At 67.2% G+C, this 18,201-nt stretch carries 17 protein-coding genes; 9 read left to right on the forward strand and 8 right to left on the reverse strand.

The features are described from left to right. Window positions 1-114 precede the first annotated feature (114 nt). The 4 genes from ABDV78_RS10920 to coxB all read right to left on the reverse strand — a co-directional run bounded on the left by ABDV78_RS10920 (window position 115) and on the right by coxB (window position 6,306). A complete protein-coding gene (locus ABDV78_RS10920; protein WP_343527442.1) occupies window positions 115-1,503 on the reverse strand; it encodes a DUF1501 domain-containing protein in 1,389 nt (462 codons plus the stop codon). Next, window positions 1,503-3,302 carry a DUF1800 domain-containing protein gene (locus ABDV78_RS10925; protein ID WP_343527443.1) on the reverse strand — a complete coding sequence of 600 codons (1,800 nt, stop codon included), beginning with the start codon at window positions 3,300-3,302 and terminating at the stop codon, window positions 1,503-1,505. Before ABDV78_RS10925 ends, ABDV78_RS10920 begins: the two co-directional genes overlap by 1 nt. Before the next feature lie 199 nt (window positions 3,303-3,501). Beyond that, on the reverse strand, window positions 3,502-5,175 hold the full coding sequence (gene ctaD, locus ABDV78_RS10930) for a cytochrome c oxidase subunit I (RefSeq protein WP_343527444.1): 1,674 nt from the start codon (window positions 5,173-5,175) through the stop codon (window positions 3,502-3,504). A 3-nt stretch (window positions 5,176-5,178) separates the two neighbouring features. Further along, window positions 5,179-6,306 (reverse strand): cytochrome c oxidase subunit II, encoded by a 1,128-nt coding sequence (gene coxB / locus ABDV78_RS10935; RefSeq protein WP_343527445.1) that lies wholly within the window; start codon window positions 6,304-6,306, stop codon window positions 5,179-5,181. Between the two features lie 241 nt (window positions 6,307-6,547). Between coxB and pyrE the strand changes: the two genes are divergently transcribed. The 5 genes from pyrE (at window position 6,548) to ABDV78_RS10960 (ending at window position 10,439) form a co-directional block, all read left to right on the forward strand. Beyond that, a complete protein-coding gene (pyrE, locus tag ABDV78_RS10940; protein ID WP_343527446.1) occupies window positions 6,548-7,132 on the forward strand; it encodes an orotate phosphoribosyltransferase in 585 nt (194 codons plus the stop codon). Then, a complete protein-coding gene (locus tag ABDV78_RS10945; protein ID WP_343527447.1) occupies window positions 7,129-7,857 on the forward strand; it encodes a pyridoxine 5'-phosphate synthase in 729 nt (242 codons plus the stop codon). The genes pyrE and ABDV78_RS10945 overlap by 4 nt, the downstream gene beginning before the upstream one ends. A 124-nt stretch (window positions 7,858-7,981) precedes the next feature. Further along, on the forward strand, window positions 7,982-8,392 hold the full coding sequence (acpS, locus tag ABDV78_RS10950; protein ID WP_343527448.1) for a holo-ACP synthase: 411 nt from the start codon (window positions 7,982-7,984) through the stop codon (window positions 8,390-8,392). Beyond that, window positions 8,389-9,357 carry a signal peptidase I gene (gene lepB, locus ABDV78_RS10955; RefSeq protein ID WP_343527449.1) on the forward strand — a complete coding sequence of 323 codons (969 nt, stop codon included), beginning with the start codon at window positions 8,389-8,391 and terminating at the stop codon, window positions 9,355-9,357. Before acpS ends, lepB begins: the two co-directional genes overlap by 4 nt. Beyond that, the gene (locus tag ABDV78_RS10960) at window positions 9,354-10,439 is read left to right on the forward strand and encodes an AI-2E family transporter (RefSeq protein ID WP_343527450.1); all 1,086 of its coding nucleotides are present in this window, start codon (window positions 9,354-9,356) and stop codon (window positions 10,437-10,439) included. The genes lepB and ABDV78_RS10960 overlap by 4 nt, the downstream gene beginning before the upstream one ends. Here ABDV78_RS10960 and ABDV78_RS10965 read toward each other — a convergent pair. Next, on the reverse strand, window positions 10,368-11,543 hold the full coding sequence (locus tag ABDV78_RS10965; RefSeq protein ID WP_343527451.1) for a glycosyltransferase: 1,176 nt from the start codon (window positions 11,541-11,543) through the stop codon (window positions 10,368-10,370). The two genes, ABDV78_RS10960 and ABDV78_RS10965, sit on opposite strands and share 72 nt — an antisense overlap. A 209-nt stretch (window positions 11,544-11,752) precedes the next feature. Between ABDV78_RS10965 and ABDV78_RS10970 the strand changes: the two genes are divergently transcribed. From ABDV78_RS10970 to ABDV78_RS10980, 3 genes are read left to right on the forward strand one after another with little or no spacing between them, the layout of a single operon-like run. Beyond that, window positions 11,753-12,688, forward strand: a complete 936-nt coding sequence (locus ABDV78_RS10970) for a hypothetical protein (protein ID WP_343527452.1) — start codon at window positions 11,753-11,755, stop codon at window positions 12,686-12,688. Beyond that, entirely contained in the window at window positions 12,685-13,227 is a 543-nt protein-coding gene (locus tag ABDV78_RS10975; RefSeq protein WP_343527453.1) for a DUF2141 domain-containing protein, read from the forward strand. The genes ABDV78_RS10970 and ABDV78_RS10975 overlap by 4 nt, the downstream gene beginning before the upstream one ends. A gap of 10 nt (window positions 13,228-13,237) precedes the next feature. After that, window positions 13,238-14,422 (forward strand): glycosyltransferase, encoded by a 1,185-nt coding sequence (locus tag ABDV78_RS10980; RefSeq protein ID WP_343527454.1) that lies wholly within the window; start codon window positions 13,238-13,240, stop codon window positions 14,420-14,422. Window positions 14,423-14,449: 27 nt separating this feature from the next. Here ABDV78_RS10980 and ABDV78_RS10985 read toward each other — a convergent pair whose 3' ends face one another. From ABDV78_RS10985 to ubiG, 3 genes are all read right to left on the reverse strand, one after another. After that, complete coding sequence (locus tag ABDV78_RS10985) at window positions 14,450-15,187, reverse strand: polysaccharide deacetylase family protein (RefSeq protein ID WP_343527455.1); 738 nt, start codon at window positions 15,185-15,187, stop codon at window positions 14,450-14,452. Continuing rightward, window positions 15,184-16,614 (reverse strand): hypothetical protein, encoded by a 1,431-nt coding sequence (locus ABDV78_RS10990; protein WP_343527456.1) that lies wholly within the window; start codon window positions 16,612-16,614, stop codon window positions 15,184-15,186. Before ABDV78_RS10990 ends, ABDV78_RS10985 begins: the two co-directional genes overlap by 4 nt. A gap of 74 nt (window positions 16,615-16,688) precedes the next feature. Beyond that, window positions 16,689-17,426 (reverse strand): bifunctional 2-polyprenyl-6-hydroxyphenol methylase/3-demethylubiquinol 3-O-methyltransferase UbiG, encoded by a 738-nt coding sequence (gene ubiG, locus ABDV78_RS10995; protein ID WP_343527457.1) that lies wholly within the window; start codon window positions 17,424-17,426, stop codon window positions 16,689-16,691. Between the two features lie 54 nt (window positions 17,427-17,480). On the opposite strand from ubiG, the gene ABDV78_RS11000 reads away from it, so the two are divergent. Beyond that, on the forward strand, window positions 17,481-18,201 hold a 721-nt coding region (locus ABDV78_RS11000; RefSeq protein WP_343527458.1), incomplete at its 3' end, for an aspartate kinase.

Genomic DNA, 18,201 nt, shown 5'->3' on the forward strand with positions numbered 1-18,201 from the left:
CAGATGGGTCCCCCCGATCCGCTGTGCCAGACGGCAGTCAGGACAAGTTTTTCCGATTGCCGATGATCGGATTATTGCCAAAGTTCAATATGTTGTAACATTACTTGGCGGGAATCATCCCATAAAGCCCTGATTCCAGGTCGAGGCATCGTAATTGCCGATATTGGGCAGGACAGTGCGCAGGCCGTTCGCGTCGATGCCGAACCAGCCGGCCAGCGTTGCGGCATATTGGTCGACCGACATGGTCGGTATCAACCGGCCCTGGCCGACATCGTCACTGGTCCCGTTACCGACCACCGGGGCCTTGCCATAGAAGCGCTGCCCGCGCACCGCGCCGCCGACGATGAAGTGCATGCCGCCCCAGCCATGATCCGAGCCGTCATCGTTCGACTGCAACGTCCGCCCGAAGTCCGAGGCGGTGAAGCTGGTGACCTGGTTGGCGACCCCCATCGCGACGGTGGTGTCGTAAAAGGCCTTCAGCGCCGAGGATATCTTGGCGAGAAGGCCGGGATGCTGGGCGACCAGATTGTCGTGCAGGTCGAACCCGCCCATCGACACGAAGAACACCTGCCGCTTCAATCCCAGGGTCTGGCTGATCGAGATCATGCGCGCGACCATCTTCAACTGGTCGGCCAGGATGTTGTTCGATGGAAACAGCGGGAAATTGGTCGCGGGCGCCCCGGCGAGCGCGCCGCTGAGCTGGGCCTGGATGTCGAGCGCGCGCTTGGTGATGCGGGCATGTTCGCTCGCCATTGCAAAGCGCGATTCGGTCGTCATCAGGCTGCGCAGCGTGTCGAGCGCGGAGGAGGATCCGTAAAGCGTCCGGCTGTTGTTGATCAGCGGGACCGGGCCGCCCGTGCCCACCGAATATTGGATCGCGGTCCGCCCGGTCAGATAGACCGCATTGCCGCTGGTGTTGATGCAGGTCAGCGCGGCGGTGCCGTTGCCGCTCTGGAACACGTCGCCGATCCGCCCGCCCCAGCCGCTGGTCGCACCCTCCGGGCTCGACGCCTGGAAGAAGCTCTGCTGGTCATTGTGGCTGAACAGTTTCGGGGGAAGGCGGACGCTGTGGTTGTTATACTGTGCCTTGGTCGTCGGTTCGACCAGCGTACCCAGGTTCAGCGCCACGGCCATCTTGCCCGCCGCGAACAACTGGTTCATCTCCGGCATCGACGGCGACAGGGCATAGACGCGCCCGCCCGGCAGCGCCTCGGCGGGACGCAGCACCGATGCGGCCAGCGCGTCGCGCTGATAGCCGATATTGGCGCGCGCGGCGGTATAGGCGGCGAAGCTGCTTTCATCATAGGGGACCAGCGTGTTGGCATAGTCGTTGCCGCCATGCAGGAACACGCAGACCATCGCCTTATAGTCTGACGCGGTGGCCGCCGCCGCCTCGCCGATCGCGGCAAGGCTGGTGACGAACGGGGCGGCGGTCCCGGCCAGGCCGAGCAGCGTGCTGCGCTTGAGGAACGCGCGACGGGATTGGTCTTGGGTCATGCTCATCACCGCAGGTTCAGGTAATCGGGGGAGGCCATGGCCAGCAGGATGGCGATGCCGACCCGGTTGATCGGGCCGTTCGTCGCGGTCGCCGACACGCTGTCCACCGCACTGCGGATCGCGGCCTGGGTGGCGCTGGACAATTGCCCGGCGGCGAGGACGAGGTTGACCTCGTCGACCAGCGCCTGGGTGTCGGCGGCCTTGGTCAGGATCGCGGTGTAATCGGCCTTCACGTCGCCGATCCCGTTCGCGATCAGCCCGTACATGAAGTTCACATAGCCGATGACGCTCTGTTCGTTGGTGATCTGGAATTCCGGGGCGACGAGCCCCTGGCTGGCGAGCGCGGTGCCGGGCGGACTATAGCCCGGCCGATAGAAGTTGAAGACCGACGGGCTGTGCCCCTTGGCCTGGCCCAGCCGGTTCGACGCATTGCTCGTGTCGCCGATCGCCCAGGCGTTGGAGGGCGAGGTGACGCCGAATGCGCGCGCCCAGCCGGTCAGCCGCAGCACCGGCTCGCGCAGCTTGCCCGAGTCCGTGCCGGTGGGGATGTTGCGGGCCTCGCTGTCGAGCAGGATCGCGCGGATCACCGCCTTCATGTCGCCGCGCACGCCCTGGCCGTTGTCGGCGAACTTGGTGGCGACGCGATTGACATAGGCGGGCGACGGGTTGCTGCTCACCAGGCGCTGGATCAACTGCCGGGAGATGAAGGGCGGTACGTTGGGATGGGCGAAGATGGCGTCCAGCGCCGCCTTGATCCCCGCCATGCCCCCGCCGGTCACGGTGGTCCCCAGGAAGCTTGCTGCCCCCGTCTCGTTCAACGCGGCGTTCATCACCAGCGGCATGCGATAGCGCGCGGGCGTCGAGGTGTCGGTCGAGGCGGGGGACAGGCCGGTCATGACGCGGGCCAGCCCCGACACGTCGGCCTGTTGATAGGTTTCGACCGGCTGCCCGCCGCTTGTCTTGGGCGTGCCGTCCATGTTCAGCTGGTACAGCCCCAATGTGAACAACTGGATCAGCTCGCGCGCGTAATTCTCGTCGGGCTCCGATCCTGTGCTGGCGTTCGCCTTGCGGTTGTTGAGGAAGCTCAGATAGCTGCCCATCGCGTAATTGGTCGTGATCGCGCCGAGCAGGTCGCGATAATTGCCGAACGCATTGTCGAGCAGGACGTCGATATAGGCGCCGATTTCGAACGCGCGCCATTGGTCGGTCAGGCCGTCGACACCCACGACCAGGATGTCGAGCAGCGCCATGCCGATACGCTGGCGAAGCTGATCGGGTTCGACGATCATCTGCCGCCAGAGCGTCGCGTCGAGCCCGGCCAGCGTGTTGCGGTTCGCGGCGGCGTCATAGCCGTTGGCGGTCAACCAGTCCCAATGGCTGATCGCCCGGGCCATGGCGAACTGGTCGGTCAGCCAGCCATCATAGCCGCGCGAGACGACGGTATCGATATCGGTGCGGGTCGCGCCCATCGTCGCCTGCGCCAGGAAGCGGCTGGCCTCGGTGGTGGTGGGCGCGGGCGTGACGACCACGATCGGCGTGGTCGGGGCGGATTCCGAGGAGCCGCCGCCCCCGCCGGATGTGGCCTTGCCACCGCCGCCGCCGTCCCCACAGGCGGCCAGCGCGAAAAGCGGTGCCATCGCGGCCCCGATGCCCGCGGCACGTGCCGGTCCATGGCCAGTCATATCGGGATCGGGATGCGTGGCATTGGCCGATCCGTGCCCCGTCTGGCCCCTGACCATCGACGGCTCCGTCGCGCAGGCAGCCGCCACCACCGATCGCGCCATCACGCGCTCGTCCCGCCCCATCGTCGCAATCCCGCTTGTCGCCGCCCTTTTGCGGCCTCCATGTCATGGGGCGAATGTGGCTAACAAAAGGTGAAGGCCTTCGCGCTTCATCGCATCTGCGAGGCATTTGGCCGTTCCGGCCATATTGTTGCCGTTGTGTAACAAAAAGGGGCTCCGAAGCCAGCTTCGGAGCCCTGACGATCGACGGGGGTCGATCCGATCAGTCGATACGCGGCAGCGTCTCGAACTGGTGATAGGGGGGTGGGCTGGACAGCGTCCATTCCAGCGTCGTCGCGCCTTCGCCCCATGGATTGTCGCCCGCGGGCTTGCCCGCCGCCAGCGACCAGATCAGGTTGATGAAGAAGATCAGCATCCCCAGTGCCATGATCTCATAGCCATGGGTGGCCACCCGGTTCCACATCTCGAACGCGTCCGGGTAATCGGGATAGCGGCGCGGCATCCCCTGCAGGCCCAGGAAGTGCATCGGGAAGAACAACAGGTTCACGCCGACGAAGAATACCCAGAAATGGAGCTGGCCCAGAAGCTCGCTATACATCTTCCCCGACATCTTGGGGAACCAGTAATAGAAGCCCGCAAAGAGTGCGAACACCGCGCCCAGCGACAGGACGTAATGGAAGTGCGCGACGACATAATAGGTGTCGTGCATGTAATCGTCGATACCGCCATTGGCCAGCACCACGCCCGTCACGCCGCCGACCGTGAACATGAAGATGAAGCCGATCGCCCATACCATCGGCGTCTTGAAGCTGAGCGAGCCGCCCCACATCGTCGCGATCCAGGAGAAGATCTTGATGCCGGTCGGCACCGCGATGATCATCGTCGCGGCGGTGAAATACATCTTGGTGTTCACGCTCAGGCCGGTGGCGAACATGTGGTGCGCCCACACGACGAAGCCGACCACACCGATCGCGACCATGGCATAGGCCATGCCCAGATAGCCGAAGACGGGCTTGCGGCTGAACGTCGCGATGATCTGGCTGACGATGCCGAAGCCCGGCAGGATCATGATGTAGACTTCGGGGTGGCCGAAGAACCAGAAGAGATGCTGGTACAGGATCGGGTCGCCGCCGCCCGCCGGATCGAAGAAAGTCGTGCCGAAGTTGCGATCGGTCAGCAACATGGTGATCGCGGCGGCCAGCACCGGCAGCGAGAACAGCAGCAGGAAGGCGGTGACCAGCACCGACCAGACGAACAGCGGCATCTTGTGCAGCGTCATGCCCGGCGCGCGCATGTTAAAGATGGTGGTGATGAAGTTGATCGCCCCCAGGATCGACGACGCACCCGCCAGATGGAGCGCCAGGATGGCCATGTCGACGCTCGGCCCCGGCTCGCCAAAGGTCGATAGCGGGGCATAGGCCGTCCAGCCGACGCCCGCGCCCGCCCCGAAAAAGGGCGAGGCGAGCAACAGCGTGAAGGCCGGGATCAGCAGCCAGAAGGACACGTTGTTCATGCGCGGGAACGCCATGTCGGGCGCGCCGATCATGATCGGCACGAACCAGTTGCCGAACCCGCCGATCATCGCGGGCATGACCATGAAGAACACCATGATCAGGCCGTGCGCGGTGATGAGGACGTTCCACAGATGCAGCGACTGGTCGAGGCTCTGCGCCCCGCCGTGCAGCATCCCCGCCCAGATACCCAGATACTGGATGCCCGGCTCACGCAGTTCGGCGCGCATCAGGCCTGAGATCGCGCCGCCGATGATGCCTGCGACGATCGCGAAGATCAGATAGAGGGTGCCGATGTCCTTGTGGTTGGTCGACAGGAACCAGCGCGCAAAGAAGCCGGGCTTGTGATCGGCGTCATGGTGCGCATGGTGGTGATCCTCATGACCGACAAAAGCCGATCCGGGGTGAAGTGCGGTGTCGGTCATGGCTTATTGTCCAGCGTTGCCGGGGCCCGCCGGATTGCCGGTGGCGCCCTGCGCGGAGGGGGTGGTGGCGGCGGGGACGGCCTGATTGTCGGCGGGGCCGGTGACGGCCTCCGCGGCATTGGCCTGCGCCGCCTCGGACGCGGATCCTTCGGCTCCCGGCTGCGGGATGACCGAGGAGGAGGGGGCGACCGAACCCGGCATCTTGCCGCCCTTGGCCGCGACCCAGGCGGCGAACTGCGCCGGGGGCACCGCCTGCACCGCGATCGGCATGAAGGCATGGCGCGCGCCGCACAGTTCGGAGCATTGCCCGAAATACAGGCCCGGCTTCTCGATGGTGAAGCTCGTCTCGTTCAACCGACCGGGCACCGCGTCCAGCTTCATCCAGAAGGCCGGGATCGCCCAGCTATGGATGACGTCGTTGGAGGTGGTGATCAGGCGGATCGGCACGCCGACGGGCAGGACGATGCGATTGTCCACCGCCAGCAGGCGCGGGCCGTCGGCATCGGTGCGGGCGCGCTCACCTGGCGAAACCTGATCCTTTTCCTTCAACATGTTGGCGGTGATCTCGATCCCGCCATGATCCGGGTACTGATAGGTCCAGTACCATTGGTTGCCGATCGCCTTCAGCGTCACGGCCCCGGCGGGCGCGGGCTTGAACTGCGCCTGGAGCAGGCCGATCGAGGGGATGGCGATCAGGACCAGGACGACCACCGGCCCCAGCGTCCACAACACCTCGACTAGCGTGTTGTGACTGGTCTTGGACGGCACCGGATTGGCCGCGCGGCGATAGCGGAACACCACCCAGGCGAGGAGCAGCAGGACAAGAACGCAGATCGCGGTGATGACCGGCATCAGCACGCCGTTGTGCATCCAGTGCGCGAATTCGCCGTTCCGCGTCACCTGCGGCTGGAGCCCTATCCGGCCATCGATCGGCAGGCCGACCTTGGGATCGATCGTCGTGGCCGGCGCACCATCCTGCGCCAGCAGCGGACTGGCCGGGGCGGTGGTGGCGGGTGCGGCGGCTTGAGGGGCGGGGGGAGCGGCCGGAGTCGCCAGCGCGACTCCCGACAGCGCGGCGCAGCCCAATCCGGCGGCGATCGCCATCGCCTTCATCCGTTTCGGCATCCTCATCCTCCGGGGTCCGGACATGCGCTTGACCTCGCTCATCCCGCTCTCGTCTCCCATCTCCCTCGTCTGTCCGTCGGTGGTCCGACGGATTACGGACGGGGCGTCATGTCGTTCTTGTTGGCCGGACTATAGCACGGGACCGCGCCCCCTCAACCCATAGCTGTCTTATGCGCGATTGCGTGCGGGCGGGGGCGATCCTATGAGGCCGGGTCATCACCCTCATGACCTGCCGGAGTTGCCCCGCATGACCGATGAAGACGTCCTCGCCGAGTTCCGCGCCGCCGAGGCGTTGCTCGAGGGGCATTTCATCCTCTCCTCCGGCCTGCGCAGCCCGCGCTATCTGCAATGCGCGCGCGTGCTGATGGACCCGCGCCGCGCCGCGCGGCTGTGCGAGGCGGTGGCGGCCACGATTCCCGCCGAAATCCGGGCGCAGATCAGCGCGGTCGTCGCCCCCGCCATGGGCGGCGTCATCGTCGGCCATGAAATGGCGCGGGCGCTGGGCGTGCCGGGCATGTTCCTCGAACGGCCCGAGGGAACCTTCCACCTGCGTCGCGGCTTCCGGCTCGATGCAGGTCAGAAAGTGCTGATGATGGAGGATGTGGTCACCACCGGGCTGTCCAGCCGGGAGGCGATCGCGGCCATCGCGCGCGAGGGGGGCGAGACGATCGCGGCGGCGTCGCTGGTCGATCGCTCCAACGGGACGGCCGATCTGGGTGTGCCCTTCTTCCCGCTGATCCGGCTCGACGTGCCGACCTACAGCCCCGATGATCTGCCGCCCGAACTGGCGGCGATCCCCGCGATCAAGCCGGGGAGCCGCGCGGCGGCATGACCGATCACCTGCGGCTGGGGGTCAATATCGACCATGTCGCGACCGTGCGGAACGCGCGCGGGTCGGGCTATCCCGATCCGGTGCGCGCTGCGCTGGTCGCGGCGGAAGCGGGGGCGGACGGCATCACCGCGCATCTGCGCGAGGACCGGCGGCACATCACCGACGAGGATATCGCGCGGCTGTCGGCGGAACTGACCGTACCGCTCAACCTGGAGATGGCCGCGACCGAGGAGATGCTCGCCATCGCGCTGAAGCATCGTCCCCATGCCGCCTGCATCGTGCCCGAAAAGCGCGAGGAGCGGACGACCGAGGGCGGGCTCGACGCCGCCGGGCAGCGCGAATGGCTGGCCCCCATGGTCGCGAAGCTGGGCGCGGCGGGCATCCGCGTCTCGCTGTTCATCGAACCCGATCCCCGCCAGATCGAGGCGGCGCTGCACCTGGGCGCGCCGGTGGTCGAACTGCATACCGGCCGCTATGCCGAACTGGACGGCCCCGCCCGGACCGAGGAACTGCGCCGCCTGTCCGACGCCGCCGCGCTCGCCGCCAAGAACGGGATCGAGGTTCATGCCGGCCATGGCCTGACCTATGACAATGTCGCCCCGATCGCGGCGATCCCGCAGGTGCGCGAACTGAACATCGGTCATTTCCTGATCGCCGATGCGGTGTTCGTCGGCTTGCCCGACGTTGTGCGAAAGATGCGCGCCGCGATGGACGTGGCGCGGTGACGGGCTTCCTTCCTTCCTCTCCTGCGAGGGGAGGGGGACCACGGTATCGCCGCGGTGGAGGGGGATGCCCGCTGGCCGTGACGCCCCTCCGTCAGACATCTCGCCTTGTCTGGGGGGAACGCCTGTGATCATCGGCCTGGGCTCCGACCTCTGCAATATCGAGCGGATCCAGGCCGCGCTCGACCGGCATGGCGGCCGGTTCGAGGCGCGGTGCTTTACCGAGGTGGAGCAGGCCAAGGCGGCCAGGCGCCCCTTCACCCGGGCGGGCACCTATGCCAAGCGTTTCGCCGCCAAGGAGGCCTTTTCCAAGGCGGTCGGCACCGGCTTTGCGCAGGGCGTGTTCATGCGCGACATCGGGGTCGTCAACAAACCAGGCGGTGCGCCGACGCTGATGCTGACCGGCGGCGCGCGTGAACGACTTGACGCGATGACCCCGCCGGGCCACGTCGCCCATATCCATTTGACCATGACCGATGATCACCCCTGGGCCCAGGCCTTTGTCGTGATCGAGGCGTTACCGGAAGTTTCCGCATGAAGGACGCGGTGTTGGACACGAACCAGGGATCGCCCGCGGATCAGCCGGCGGCCCAGCCGCTGGAATCCACGCCACCCGCCAAGAAGAAGGGCACCGACTGGTGGGCCGAGGTCAAGGGGCTGTTCTGGCTGCTGCTGATCGTGCTGGGCTTTCACAGCTTCATCGCCAAGCCCTTCTATATCCCCTCCGAATCGATGCTGCCGGGCCTTCAGGTCGGCGACCGGCTGGTCGTGAGCAAGTTCGCCTATGGCTGGTCCTATGTCTCGCCGACCATTCCGAACCCGATCGCGATCTTCAAGTCGCTGGTCCTGCGCCAGCCGACCGATAGCTGGAGCGCGCAGTTGCCCTTCATCCACGGCCGCCTGTTCGGATCGCTGCCGACGCGAGGCGATGTGGTGATCGTAACCCCGCCCGGCACCCATAACGACTATATCAAGCGCGTCATCGGCCTGCCGGGCGACCGGCTGGAAGTGCGCGACGGCGTCGTCATCCTGAACGGAAAGCCGGTGCGGCGCGGGCCGCTCCATTATGTCGACATTCCGGTCGACACCAACAGCCCGTGCAAGGCCTCCGACTATGGCGAGGAGGCGAAGGTGCGCCTGCCCGGCGGTCAGTGGGTCTGCCACCTGCCGATCGTGACCGAGACGCTGCCCAACAACCGTCGCTATGACACGGTCGAGCTGGGCTGGAGCCCGGGCGACAATTACCGGCCGATCACCATTCCGGCGAATCATGTCTTCCTGATGGGCGACAATCGCGACCGTTCGGCCGACAGCCGATTCTCGCTGGCCGAACTGGGGCTGGGCGGGGCGGTGCCCTATGAGAATATCGGCGGCCGCGCCGAGTTCGTGACGTTCAGCCTGGACGGCGACGCGACGCTGAACCCGCTGACCTGGTGGGGGTCGCTCCGCTCCGGCCGGGCGGGCACGTCGCTCCACCCGACGACCGTGAAGCCCGGATCATGAGCGATCCCGCCCCGCTGACCGACGATCCCGCGCCGATCGAGTTTCGCGAGGGGTTCGTCCGGCGAGAGCTGACCCGCGCGGCGATCTGGCTGGGCCTGATCGCAGGGATGGCGGTGGCGGTGTTGCTGGTCCAGCCGCTGCTGGTGATCTTTGCCGGGCTGGTTTTCGCGACGCTGCTCGATGGCGGGGTGCGGCTGCTCGGGCGGGTGCTGCCGATCGGGCGCGGCTGGCGTCTGCTGATCGTCGTGCTGGCGGTGGCGGCGTTCCTGCTCGGCACCTTCTACCTGACCGGGGTGGAGGTGACGCAGCAGGTGACGCAGCTTCGCGCGACCCTGGAGACCCAGGCGGGGCGGCTGACCGGCTGGCTGGCCGAACAGGGGCTGATGCCCAAGACGTCGGACATCAACGGGTTGCTGAAACAATCCATGGGTTCGATCGGGAAGCTGACCTCCTGGGTCGGGACCGCCGTGGGCGCGGTGACGTCGCTGTTCATGATCCTCGTCATCGGCCTGTTCCTGGCGATGGACCCGGAAGGCTATGCGCGCGGGTTGCAATGGATCGTGCCGCGCGCCGCCCGGGCCGAATTCGCGATCACGCAAGGCCGCGTCATGGACACGCTGCGCCGGCTGCTCGCCGGGCGGCTGCTCGGCATGGCGGTGGAGGGCGTGCTGACCGGGATCGCGCTGATGATCGGCGGGGTGCCGATGGCGCTGCTGCTGGGGATCATCGCCGGGATCCTGGCCTTCATTCCCAATATCGGGGCGATCATCACCGGCACGCTGATGATCGCGGTCGGCTTTTCGGCGGGAAGCGATGCGGGTTTCTGGGCGATCGGCACCTATCTGATCGTGCAGACCTTCGATGGTTACGTCGTGGTGCCGATGGTGGCCAAGCGCACCGTCGACCTGCCGCCCGCGCTGACCCTGTCGACCCAGATCATGGCGAGCGCGCTGTTCGGTATCCTCGGGCTGGCCCTTGCCGACCCGATGACCGCGATGGCCAAGTCCGCGCTACAGCGCCGGTCGGAGCGTGAGGCGGCGCGCGATGGCGACAGCGCGCGCGCCGAGGCCGATTGCGGCTGAATCCAGCGTGGGTTCGCGGGGGCCCGCCACCCCCGCTTCCCGGCGCGCCCGGGCAACGACGATCGAATCGAACAGCGCCAGATACCGATCGGCCGAATCCTGTCCCGGCTGCGGCACGGGATCGGGGCGCGGCGCGACGGGATCGAGCCAGTGGCGCAGCGCCGTCGCCAGCGCCCCGACATCCTCGCGGGCGATGATGGTGCCGAACTTCGGGTCGGACACGATCTCGTGCACCGCCGGGCTCGAATCGGTGGTGACGACGGGCGTACCGACCGCCAGCGCCTCGCGCAGCACCCCCGGCACCCCTTCATAATCGGAGGTCAGCGCCAGCACATGCGCGGCCGCCATGGCGGCGGGGGCATTGGCGCTATGGCCGGGGAGCGACACCCGGTCCGTCAGCCCCAATGCCGCGATCTGCGCGGTCAGCGCGGGGCGCAGGCTGCCCTCGCCCAGGATGGTCAGCCCGATATCCTCGGGCAGCTTGGTCATCGCGGTGATCAGCCGGTCCCAGCGCTTTTGCGGCTCCAGCCGCCCGACGCCCAGGATGCGACGGCCGGAGGAACGGGGCCGGTCGCCGGTCTTGCCCGGCAGTGCGGTGGGCGGGTTGGGAATGACCGCGACCGACAGGCCGGTCGCATCCTGCGCGGCGCGCGCGGTCGCCGGGGTCATCGCGACCAGGGCGTCGAGAAAGGTCCGATGCCCCGCCAGCCAGCGCCGCTGGCCCCAGGCGAGCATCGCGGCCTGATCGCCGCGATCGACCGCATTGGACATTTTGGCAACGATCGGCGGACAGGCGCCCCCCAGCCTCAGCCGGGTCCACGCCGCCATCGCGGTATAGTGGTTGCCGGGGCAGAACAGGACATCGGGCCGCGCCCGCGCGATCAGTCCGGGCAGCGCGGTGCACAGCCCGCCATAGCGTTGATGGCCCAGCGTCACCATATCCACACCGCGCGGCACGCCGCCCTGGAACTGGCCGCTCTCCTCGCCGAGGATCAGGGTGACGCGCCGTCCCCGGTCGAGCCAGCCCTGCAGCATCCGGCCCAGGGCGGCTTCGACGCCGCCGCGCATGGCCAGCGCGTAAGTCAGGATATGATCGGCAGGCATAGGCTCCCAGGGCTGACGAAAGGATCGAATGAACCGCTAATCGAGGCTTGTCGCTCAATTATGTCAGTATCAGCCCTAAGGTGGACACAATCACGGGACAGAGATGAATTCTTATTCAGGTGCGAGAAAGCAGTGTTGAGGTTAGCGGGCGCCGCCGGCGTTCGCCGCCGAGGAATCTCCCGAACGTGCAGAATGAAGAAAAAGATCCCATGACCCCGCAACAGGCGATACCGGCCACGACGGGCGCACCGGTGGCGCGCGACATGGCCGCGCTCGAGCCGCTGGAAACCGTCAAGCGGCGCTGGCCCGCCATCATCGGCGGGCTGCTGACGCTCGCCATGGTGGTCGGGCTGGGCCATGAACTCCTCGGTCGGGGCCTGGTGGGCCTCAGCCACTCGGTGCCGGCCAACCCGCTTTTCTACGTCGTGTTCGTCGCGCTCTACATGGCGCTGCCGATCGGCGATTACATCATCTTCCGTCGCCTGTGGGGTATTCCCATCAGCGGGCTGGCCGCGCTGATCCGCAAGCGGATCGCCAATGAAGTGGCGTTCAGCTATTCGGGCGAGGCCTATTTCTACGCCTGGGCCCGCGCGCATGCGAAGATGGTCGCGGCCCCCTTCGGCGCGGTGAAGGATGTCGGCATCCTGTCGGCGATCGCGGGCAATGCGATCACGCTGTTGATGATCGGGCTGGCCTTGCCGGTCGGGCGCGAGTTGCTGACCCATGAGCAATTGCGGCTGGTCTGGGGATCGATCGCGATCGTCATGGCGACCTCGCTGCCCTTCCTGATCTTTTCGCGGCGGGTCTTCTCGCTCGACCGGCGCACGCTCTGGTGGATCTTCACGGTCCATTGTGTGCGCCTGTTGGCCAATTCGTTCCTGGTCGCGCTGGCCTGGCATTACGGGATGCCCGAGGTGTCGCTGGGCATGTGGCTGTTCCTGTCGGCGGCGCGGCTGCTGGTCTCGCGCTTGCCGCTGGTGCCGAACAAAGACCTTCTTTTCGCCAATTTTGCGATCCTGTTGATCGGGCAGGATCAGGAATTGAGCGAGCTGATCGCGTTCACCGCGGCGCTGACCCTGTTGGTCCATGTCGTGCTGATCGCAGCGTTCGGTGTGGCGGCTTTGGTGCGGAGAATACGGGCATGACCCGGATGATGACGAAACGGACGGGTGTTCTGGCGGCGGCGATGCTGGGCATCGTCGCGACGCCGCAGGTCGCGGGCGCGCAGATCCTGGGCAGCGACGCGGCGGCCTGCACGAGCGGCGGCCCTGCAATCCTGGCGCGGATCGAGGGGCTGAAGGACCGCAAGGGCAATCTGAAGCTGGAACTCTATCCCGCCAATGAGGAGGATTTCCTTCAGGACGACGGCGTGCTGGTGCGCGCGGGCAAGACGTTCCGCCGTGTCCAGGTGCCGACGCCCACCGGCGGCAACCGGGTGGAGATGTGCATCCGCGTGCCGCGTCCGGGTCGCTATGCGCTGCTCTTCACCCATGACCGCGACGGCAAGAACAAGTTCAATTTCTGGAGCGATGGCGCGGGCTTCCCGGCCAATACCAGGCTGGGCCGTCGCAAGCCGCCGCTCTCCTCCGCGCTGATCGACGTGCCCAACGGGGTGGCGACTGTCACGATTCGCGCCCAATATCTGCGGGGGCTGGGCGGTTTCGGCCCGGTCGACGCGGACTGAGAGGAAGCCGATGCGCATCGTCGACGTCAATGAGTTCTACTCCCCCACGGGTGGGGGCGTGCGGACCTATATCGACCGCAAGATGGCGATCCTGGCCGAGATGGGCCATGAGTTGATCGTCCTTGCGCCGGGCACCGAGGACCGGGTCGAGGAACGCCCAGGCGGCGGCAGGATCATCTATATCAAGGCGCCGCGCCTGATCCTGGACACCAATTACGGCATGTTCTGGGACGCGGCGCCAGTATGCCGCCTGCTCGACGAGCTGGACCCCGACATCGTCGAGGTGTCCTCGCCCGCCAAGCCCGCCTGGTTCGTCGCCAGCTGGCAGGGGCGGGCGAAGAAGGTGTTCTTCATGCACAACGACAATGTCGGCACCTATCCGGTCCGCTGGCTGGACGGCATCGTCGCGCAGGAGCGGGTGGAGGACTGGTTCAGCTGGTACAGCCGCTACATGAACCGCTTCCTCGACCATTACGACCTGGTGCTGTCCAACGGCCCGGCGCTGGTCAAGCGGCTGGGCAAGCGCGGGGTGCGGGTGGACGAGGGGATTCCGCTGGGCATCGAGCGGCATTTCTTTTCGCCCGACCACCGCGACGAACGGCTGCGCGCCGCGCTGCTGGCGCAGTGCGCGCTGCCCGAGGACGCGCATCTGCTGCTGGGGCTGGGGCGTCATCACCCCGAAAAACGCTGGCCGATGGTCATCGACGCGGTCGAGCGGGTCGCGGCCACCCGGCCGATCGGCCTGATCCTGATCGGCGGCGGCATCGCCAGCCGGACGCTGGAGAAGCGGATCGCGGGCAGCCCCCATATTCGCCTGTTCCGCCCGGTCTATGACCGTCCGCGCCTGGCCCGCATCATGGCGAGCTGCGACGCGCTGGTGCACGGATGCGAGACCGAGACGTTCGGGCTGGTCGCTTCCGAGGCGCTGGCCTCGGGCCTGCCGTTGGTGGTGCCGGATTATGGCGGTTGTGCCGAGGTCGCGCACCCGCTCTTCGCCGAGACCTTCCGCGCGCGCGACGGGGCGGCCTGTGCCGAGGCGATCGAGCGGCTGCTGTCACGCGACCAGCGGATGCTGCGCAACGCCGCGCGGATCGCGGCGGGCAAGGTGTTCAGCGACCGCGATCATGCCGAGGCGCTGGTCGCGCGCTATCAGGCGCTGATCGACGGCGGGGCGGTCAAGCGGGCGGCGGCCTGATCCGACACGCGACGGCCCGCCGGGACGTCAGGCGGCCAGCAGATCCGCGTAACGCGAGGGCGTGTGAGTCTTTGCCAGCCGCGCATAGGTCTTGTCGATGCTGTCGAGCAGTGCGGGCACGCCATTGTCGCCCGGATGCACCGCGACGCGCGCCACCGAAGTCGGGCGCAGGCCGTGACGCAGCACGGCGGCGGCGGCGAGCGAGCTCAACTGCCGCCCGCGCGAACGGCTGGCCCAGGTGACGACCGGGCCGCGCGCGATGATCTTGCCGTCGGTCGGGGTCCAGACGCGGAAATGATCCTCCGCCAGCCCGAAGCCCGCCTCGCCCAGCGCCGCCCGCGCCTCGTCCGAATAGAGCCAGGCGGGCGCGATGAAGCCGGTCGCGCGGCGGCCGATGATATCCTCGATCAGCGCGGTGCCGCGCCGCATACGGCGCAGGGCCTCGGCGCGGTCCAGGCCGACGAACTCGCCTTCGCCTGCCGTCATATGCCTGGCCTTCAGCGCGGTCTTCGGGTCGGTGTGGACCATATCGTCCTTGTGCGACCAGCCATGGACGAACATCTCGATCCCCATGTCCGCCCAGTCGCGCAGGCGCGTGGCAAAAGGCGTTCCGGCCGAGATCGGCGCGCTGTTCCAATGGTCGGGGATGACCAGCATCGCCAGGCGCGGCCCGCCAAGATGCCCAGACAGCCGGTCGAACAGCGCATCGACCGCCCCCTCGAACCGGGGGGACACGTCATGGATCGAGGCGAGAAGGCGTTTCATCGTGCGGATTTATAGACGCTGATCATCTCATTGCCCATCGGCAGTTTCGCGGTCAGGCGATAGCCATCCGCCATGGCCGCCATGATGCGCGCATGGGCGGCGGGCCGCTCGCCATTATAGGGCGGGCGCATCACGACGACGGCGGGCCGCTGCGCCAGGATGCGGGTGATCTCGGCATCCTGGTCGACGCCGGTGGCGCCGGCTTCGCGCGCGCGGCTGAGATGGGCGGGCACGATATAGCGCGACAGGGTGCAACGCTGGGTCGCGACATAGAGCATGGTGCTGCCCGAATAGACATAGAGGCAACCCGGCCCCCTGCCGACCGCCTGGGACAGCGCGGCGAACTCGGCCCCGTCGCCCCGCTCATGGCGCAGGGAAAGCAGCACGATCTGTCCTGCCAGCGCGACGACCAGCAGCAGCGCCGGGCTATAGCGCCGTCGCCAACCCTCGCGTCCCAGCATCGCCGCCGCCGCGATGCAGGCGGGGAGAAGGATCGGTAGCCCGTAATGGTCGAACCAGGGCCGGAACAGCGAGACCCCGATGATCGCCCCCCCCAGCCAGACGGCGAGGAAGGCCCGCTCGGGAGCCTCCCGTCCTGTCCGCTTGAGACCCAGCACCGCTAGCGTGACGATCGGCGAGAGGATCAGGATCATCTGCCCCAGATTGCCCGCCAGTTCGGGCAGCGGATCGGGGTTGCGATGAAAGATCGACAGGAAATTGGCGTAGAGGAACGCGTCCCACTGGCCGATCGCGGCATAGACTCCGGCCGCCAGCGCGGTCGGGATCAGCGACACGACGACCAGGCCCGCCCCGTACAGGATCAGCGCGACCGGCGACCGGCTCCGCCGCCACTCGCTGCCGAGCAGCCAGACGCCGAACACCATCCCCTCGAACACCGCCGAATATTTGATCTGGAGCACCACCCCGACCAGCGCCATCGCGGCGAGGCCCATGCTGCGCGCCCGCCGCCGGTCCGATTCGAGGATCAGCCACGCCGCCCCCATCATCAGCAGATTGTAGAAGACCGGCGCCTGCCCGCCTTGCCCACCGAGCAGGTTCAGCCAGAGGATATAGGCGATCCCCGCCGCCGTCGCGCCCGAGGCCCATCCCAGCCGCTGGGCCATGCGCGCGATCAGCCATCCGGTCGCGACGACACTGGCCAGCGCCATCGCCTGATAGGCCCATATGCCCGCCGGAAAGCCGAATGCGGCAGGGACGGCATAGAGCAGGAACAGCCCGATCGGCTTGCGATCCCACACATCGACGAACGGCCATGCGCCCTGCCACATCGCATGGCCGGTGAAGAAGTAGAACTCCTCGTCCACATGGACCACCGGATTGCCGAAGGTCAGCGCCCGGGCGAGGATCGCGACGGCGAGGAGAATCAGGATGAGCCGTGACCCTGGCGCGGGACGGTCGATCGACATCGGGTAAACTGATGGCATGGGGTCGTTCCGAGTGAGCCCCTCCCCATTCAGGGGAGGCGAGAAAGGCGGACTCGTCAGCGCGTCGCGGTCACGAAATAGTCGAGCGCGGTCGAGTCGCCGACCATGAAGCCCTTGGTCGGGGAGAAGCTCAGGCCCCGTATGTCGCGGACCTTCAATCCGGCGTCCGTGAGCAGCGCGGACAGTTCGTCCGGCGTCAGGAATTTGGACCAGTCATGCGTGCCCTTGGGGATCGCGCCCGTTCCCTCCGCCAGCGTGATGAGGGCGAGCCTGGACAGCGGCGTGCGATTGGGCGTCGACAGGATCATCAGCCCGTCGTCCGCCAGCGCATCGGCCAGCCCGCGCACGAATCGCGCCGGATCGGCGACATGCTCGATCACCTCCAGCGAGGTGACGAGGTCGAAACGCTCCCCCGCCAGCCCCTCGACGCTGCCCGCGCGATAGCGGATCTCCAGCCCCGACTGGGCGGCATGGGCGGCGGCGACCGCGACATTCTCCGGCGCGGCGTCCAGTCCCGTCACCTCGGCCCCCAATCGGGCCAGCGGTTCGCACAGCAGCCCCGCGCCGCAGCCTACGTCGAGCGCGCGCTTGCCCTTGAGCGGGGTGAAGCCCTGTCCATCGGCATCCCAATGCAGGTCGATCTGCTCGCGGATATAGGTGAGTCGCGGCGGATTCAGGCGGTGCAGCATCGCGCTCGACCCCTTGGGGTCCCACCAATCGGCAGCCATCTTTCCGAAATGTGCGGCTTCGGCCCCAATAATGGTAGAATCGTTCAAATGGCTTGCGTTCGTCATGGCGGCTACCTATCAGGGCCGCCGTTTTACCCCAAGGAGATTGGCAAAAACCGCATGGCCCGTATCGTGATGAAGTTCGGCGGCACCTCGATGGCCGGAATCGAGCGCATCCGCAACGTGGCGGCGCGGGTCAAACGCGAGGTGGAGGCTGGGCATCAGGTCGCGGTCGTCGTCTCCGCGATGGCGGGCGAGACCGACCGGCTGGTCGGTTTCTGTCGCGAGGCCTCGTCGCTTTACGATCCCCAGGAATATGACGTTGTCGTCTCGGCGGGCGAACAGATCACCAGCGGGCTGCTGGCGATCACGCTCCAGGCGATGGGCGTCCCCGCCCGCTCGTGGCTGGGCTGGCAGTTGCCTATCCATACCGACACCGCCTTTGCCAAGGCGCGTATCGGCGAGATCGACACCACCGCGCTCGACGAGAGCCTGGCGGCGGGCGTGGTCGCAGTGATCCCCGGCTTCCAGGGCGTGGCCGAGGGCAACCGGGTGACGACGCTGGGACGCGGCGGATCGGACACCAGCGCGGTTGCGGTCGCGGCGGCGATGAAGGCGGAGCGGTGCGACATCTATACCGATGTCGACGGCGTCTACACGACCGACCCGCGCATCGTGCCCCGCGCGCGCAAACTCTCTAAGGTCACCTATGAGGAGATGCTGGAACTCGCCAGCGTCGGCGCCAAGGTGCTCCAGACCCGCTCGGTGGGTCTGGCGATGAAGGAACAGGTGCGCGTGCGGGTGCTCAGCTCGTTCGACGACGCACGGGACGAAGACGGAC

Origin of the sequence: Sphingomonas sp. (genome assembly GCF_039594485.1) — a bacterium.
GTDB lineage: Bacteria > Pseudomonadota > Alphaproteobacteria > Sphingomonadales > Sphingomonadaceae > Sphingomonas.

Excerpts from the sequence above, each read along its gene's own strand:
- ABDV78_RS10920 (WP_343527442.1), bottom strand. The coding sequence starts at position 1,503 with ATGAGCATGACCCAAGACCAATCCCGTCGCGCGTTCCTCAAGCGCAGC.
- ABDV78_RS10925 (WP_343527443.1), bottom strand. The coding sequence starts at position 3,302 with ATGGGGCGGGACGAGCGCGTGATGGCGCGATCGGTGGTGGCGGCTGCC.
- ctaD (WP_343527444.1), bottom strand. The coding sequence starts at position 5,175 with ATGACCGACACCGCACTTCACCCCGGATCGGCTTTTGTCGGTCATGAG.
- coxB (WP_343527445.1), bottom strand. The coding sequence starts at position 6,306 with ATGAGGATGCCGAAACGGATGAAGGCGATGGCGATCGCCGCCGGATTG.
- pyrE (WP_343527446.1), top strand. The coding sequence starts at position 6,548 with ATGACCGATGAAGACGTCCTCGCCGAGTTCCGCGCCGCCGAGGCGTTG.
- ABDV78_RS10945 (WP_343527447.1), top strand. The coding sequence starts at position 7,129 with ATGACCGATCACCTGCGGCTGGGGGTCAATATCGACCATGTCGCGACC.
- lepB (WP_343527449.1), top strand. The coding sequence starts at position 8,389 with ATGAAGGACGCGGTGTTGGACACGAACCAGGGATCGCCCGCGGATCAG.
- ABDV78_RS10960 (WP_343527450.1), top strand. The coding sequence starts at position 9,354 with ATGAGCGATCCCGCCCCGCTGACCGACGATCCCGCGCCGATCGAGTTT.
- ABDV78_RS10965 (WP_343527451.1), bottom strand. The coding sequence starts at position 11,543 with ATGCCTGCCGATCATATCCTGACTTACGCGCTGGCCATGCGCGGCGGC.
- ABDV78_RS10970 (WP_343527452.1), top strand. The coding sequence starts at position 11,753 with ATGACCCCGCAACAGGCGATACCGGCCACGACGGGCGCACCGGTGGCG.
- ABDV78_RS10975 (WP_343527453.1), top strand. The coding sequence starts at position 12,685 with ATGACCCGGATGATGACGAAACGGACGGGTGTTCTGGCGGCGGCGATG.
- ABDV78_RS10980 (WP_343527454.1), top strand. The coding sequence starts at position 13,238 with ATGCGCATCGTCGACGTCAATGAGTTCTACTCCCCCACGGGTGGGGGC.
- ABDV78_RS10985 (WP_343527455.1), bottom strand. The coding sequence starts at position 15,187 with ATGAAACGCCTTCTCGCCTCGATCCATGACGTGTCCCCCCGGTTCGAG.
- ABDV78_RS10990 (WP_343527456.1), bottom strand. The coding sequence starts at position 16,614 with ATGTCGATCGACCGTCCCGCGCCAGGGTCACGGCTCATCCTGATTCTC.
- ubiG (WP_343527457.1), bottom strand. The coding sequence starts at position 17,426 with ATGACGAACGCAAGCCATTTGAACGATTCTACCATTATTGGGGCCGAA.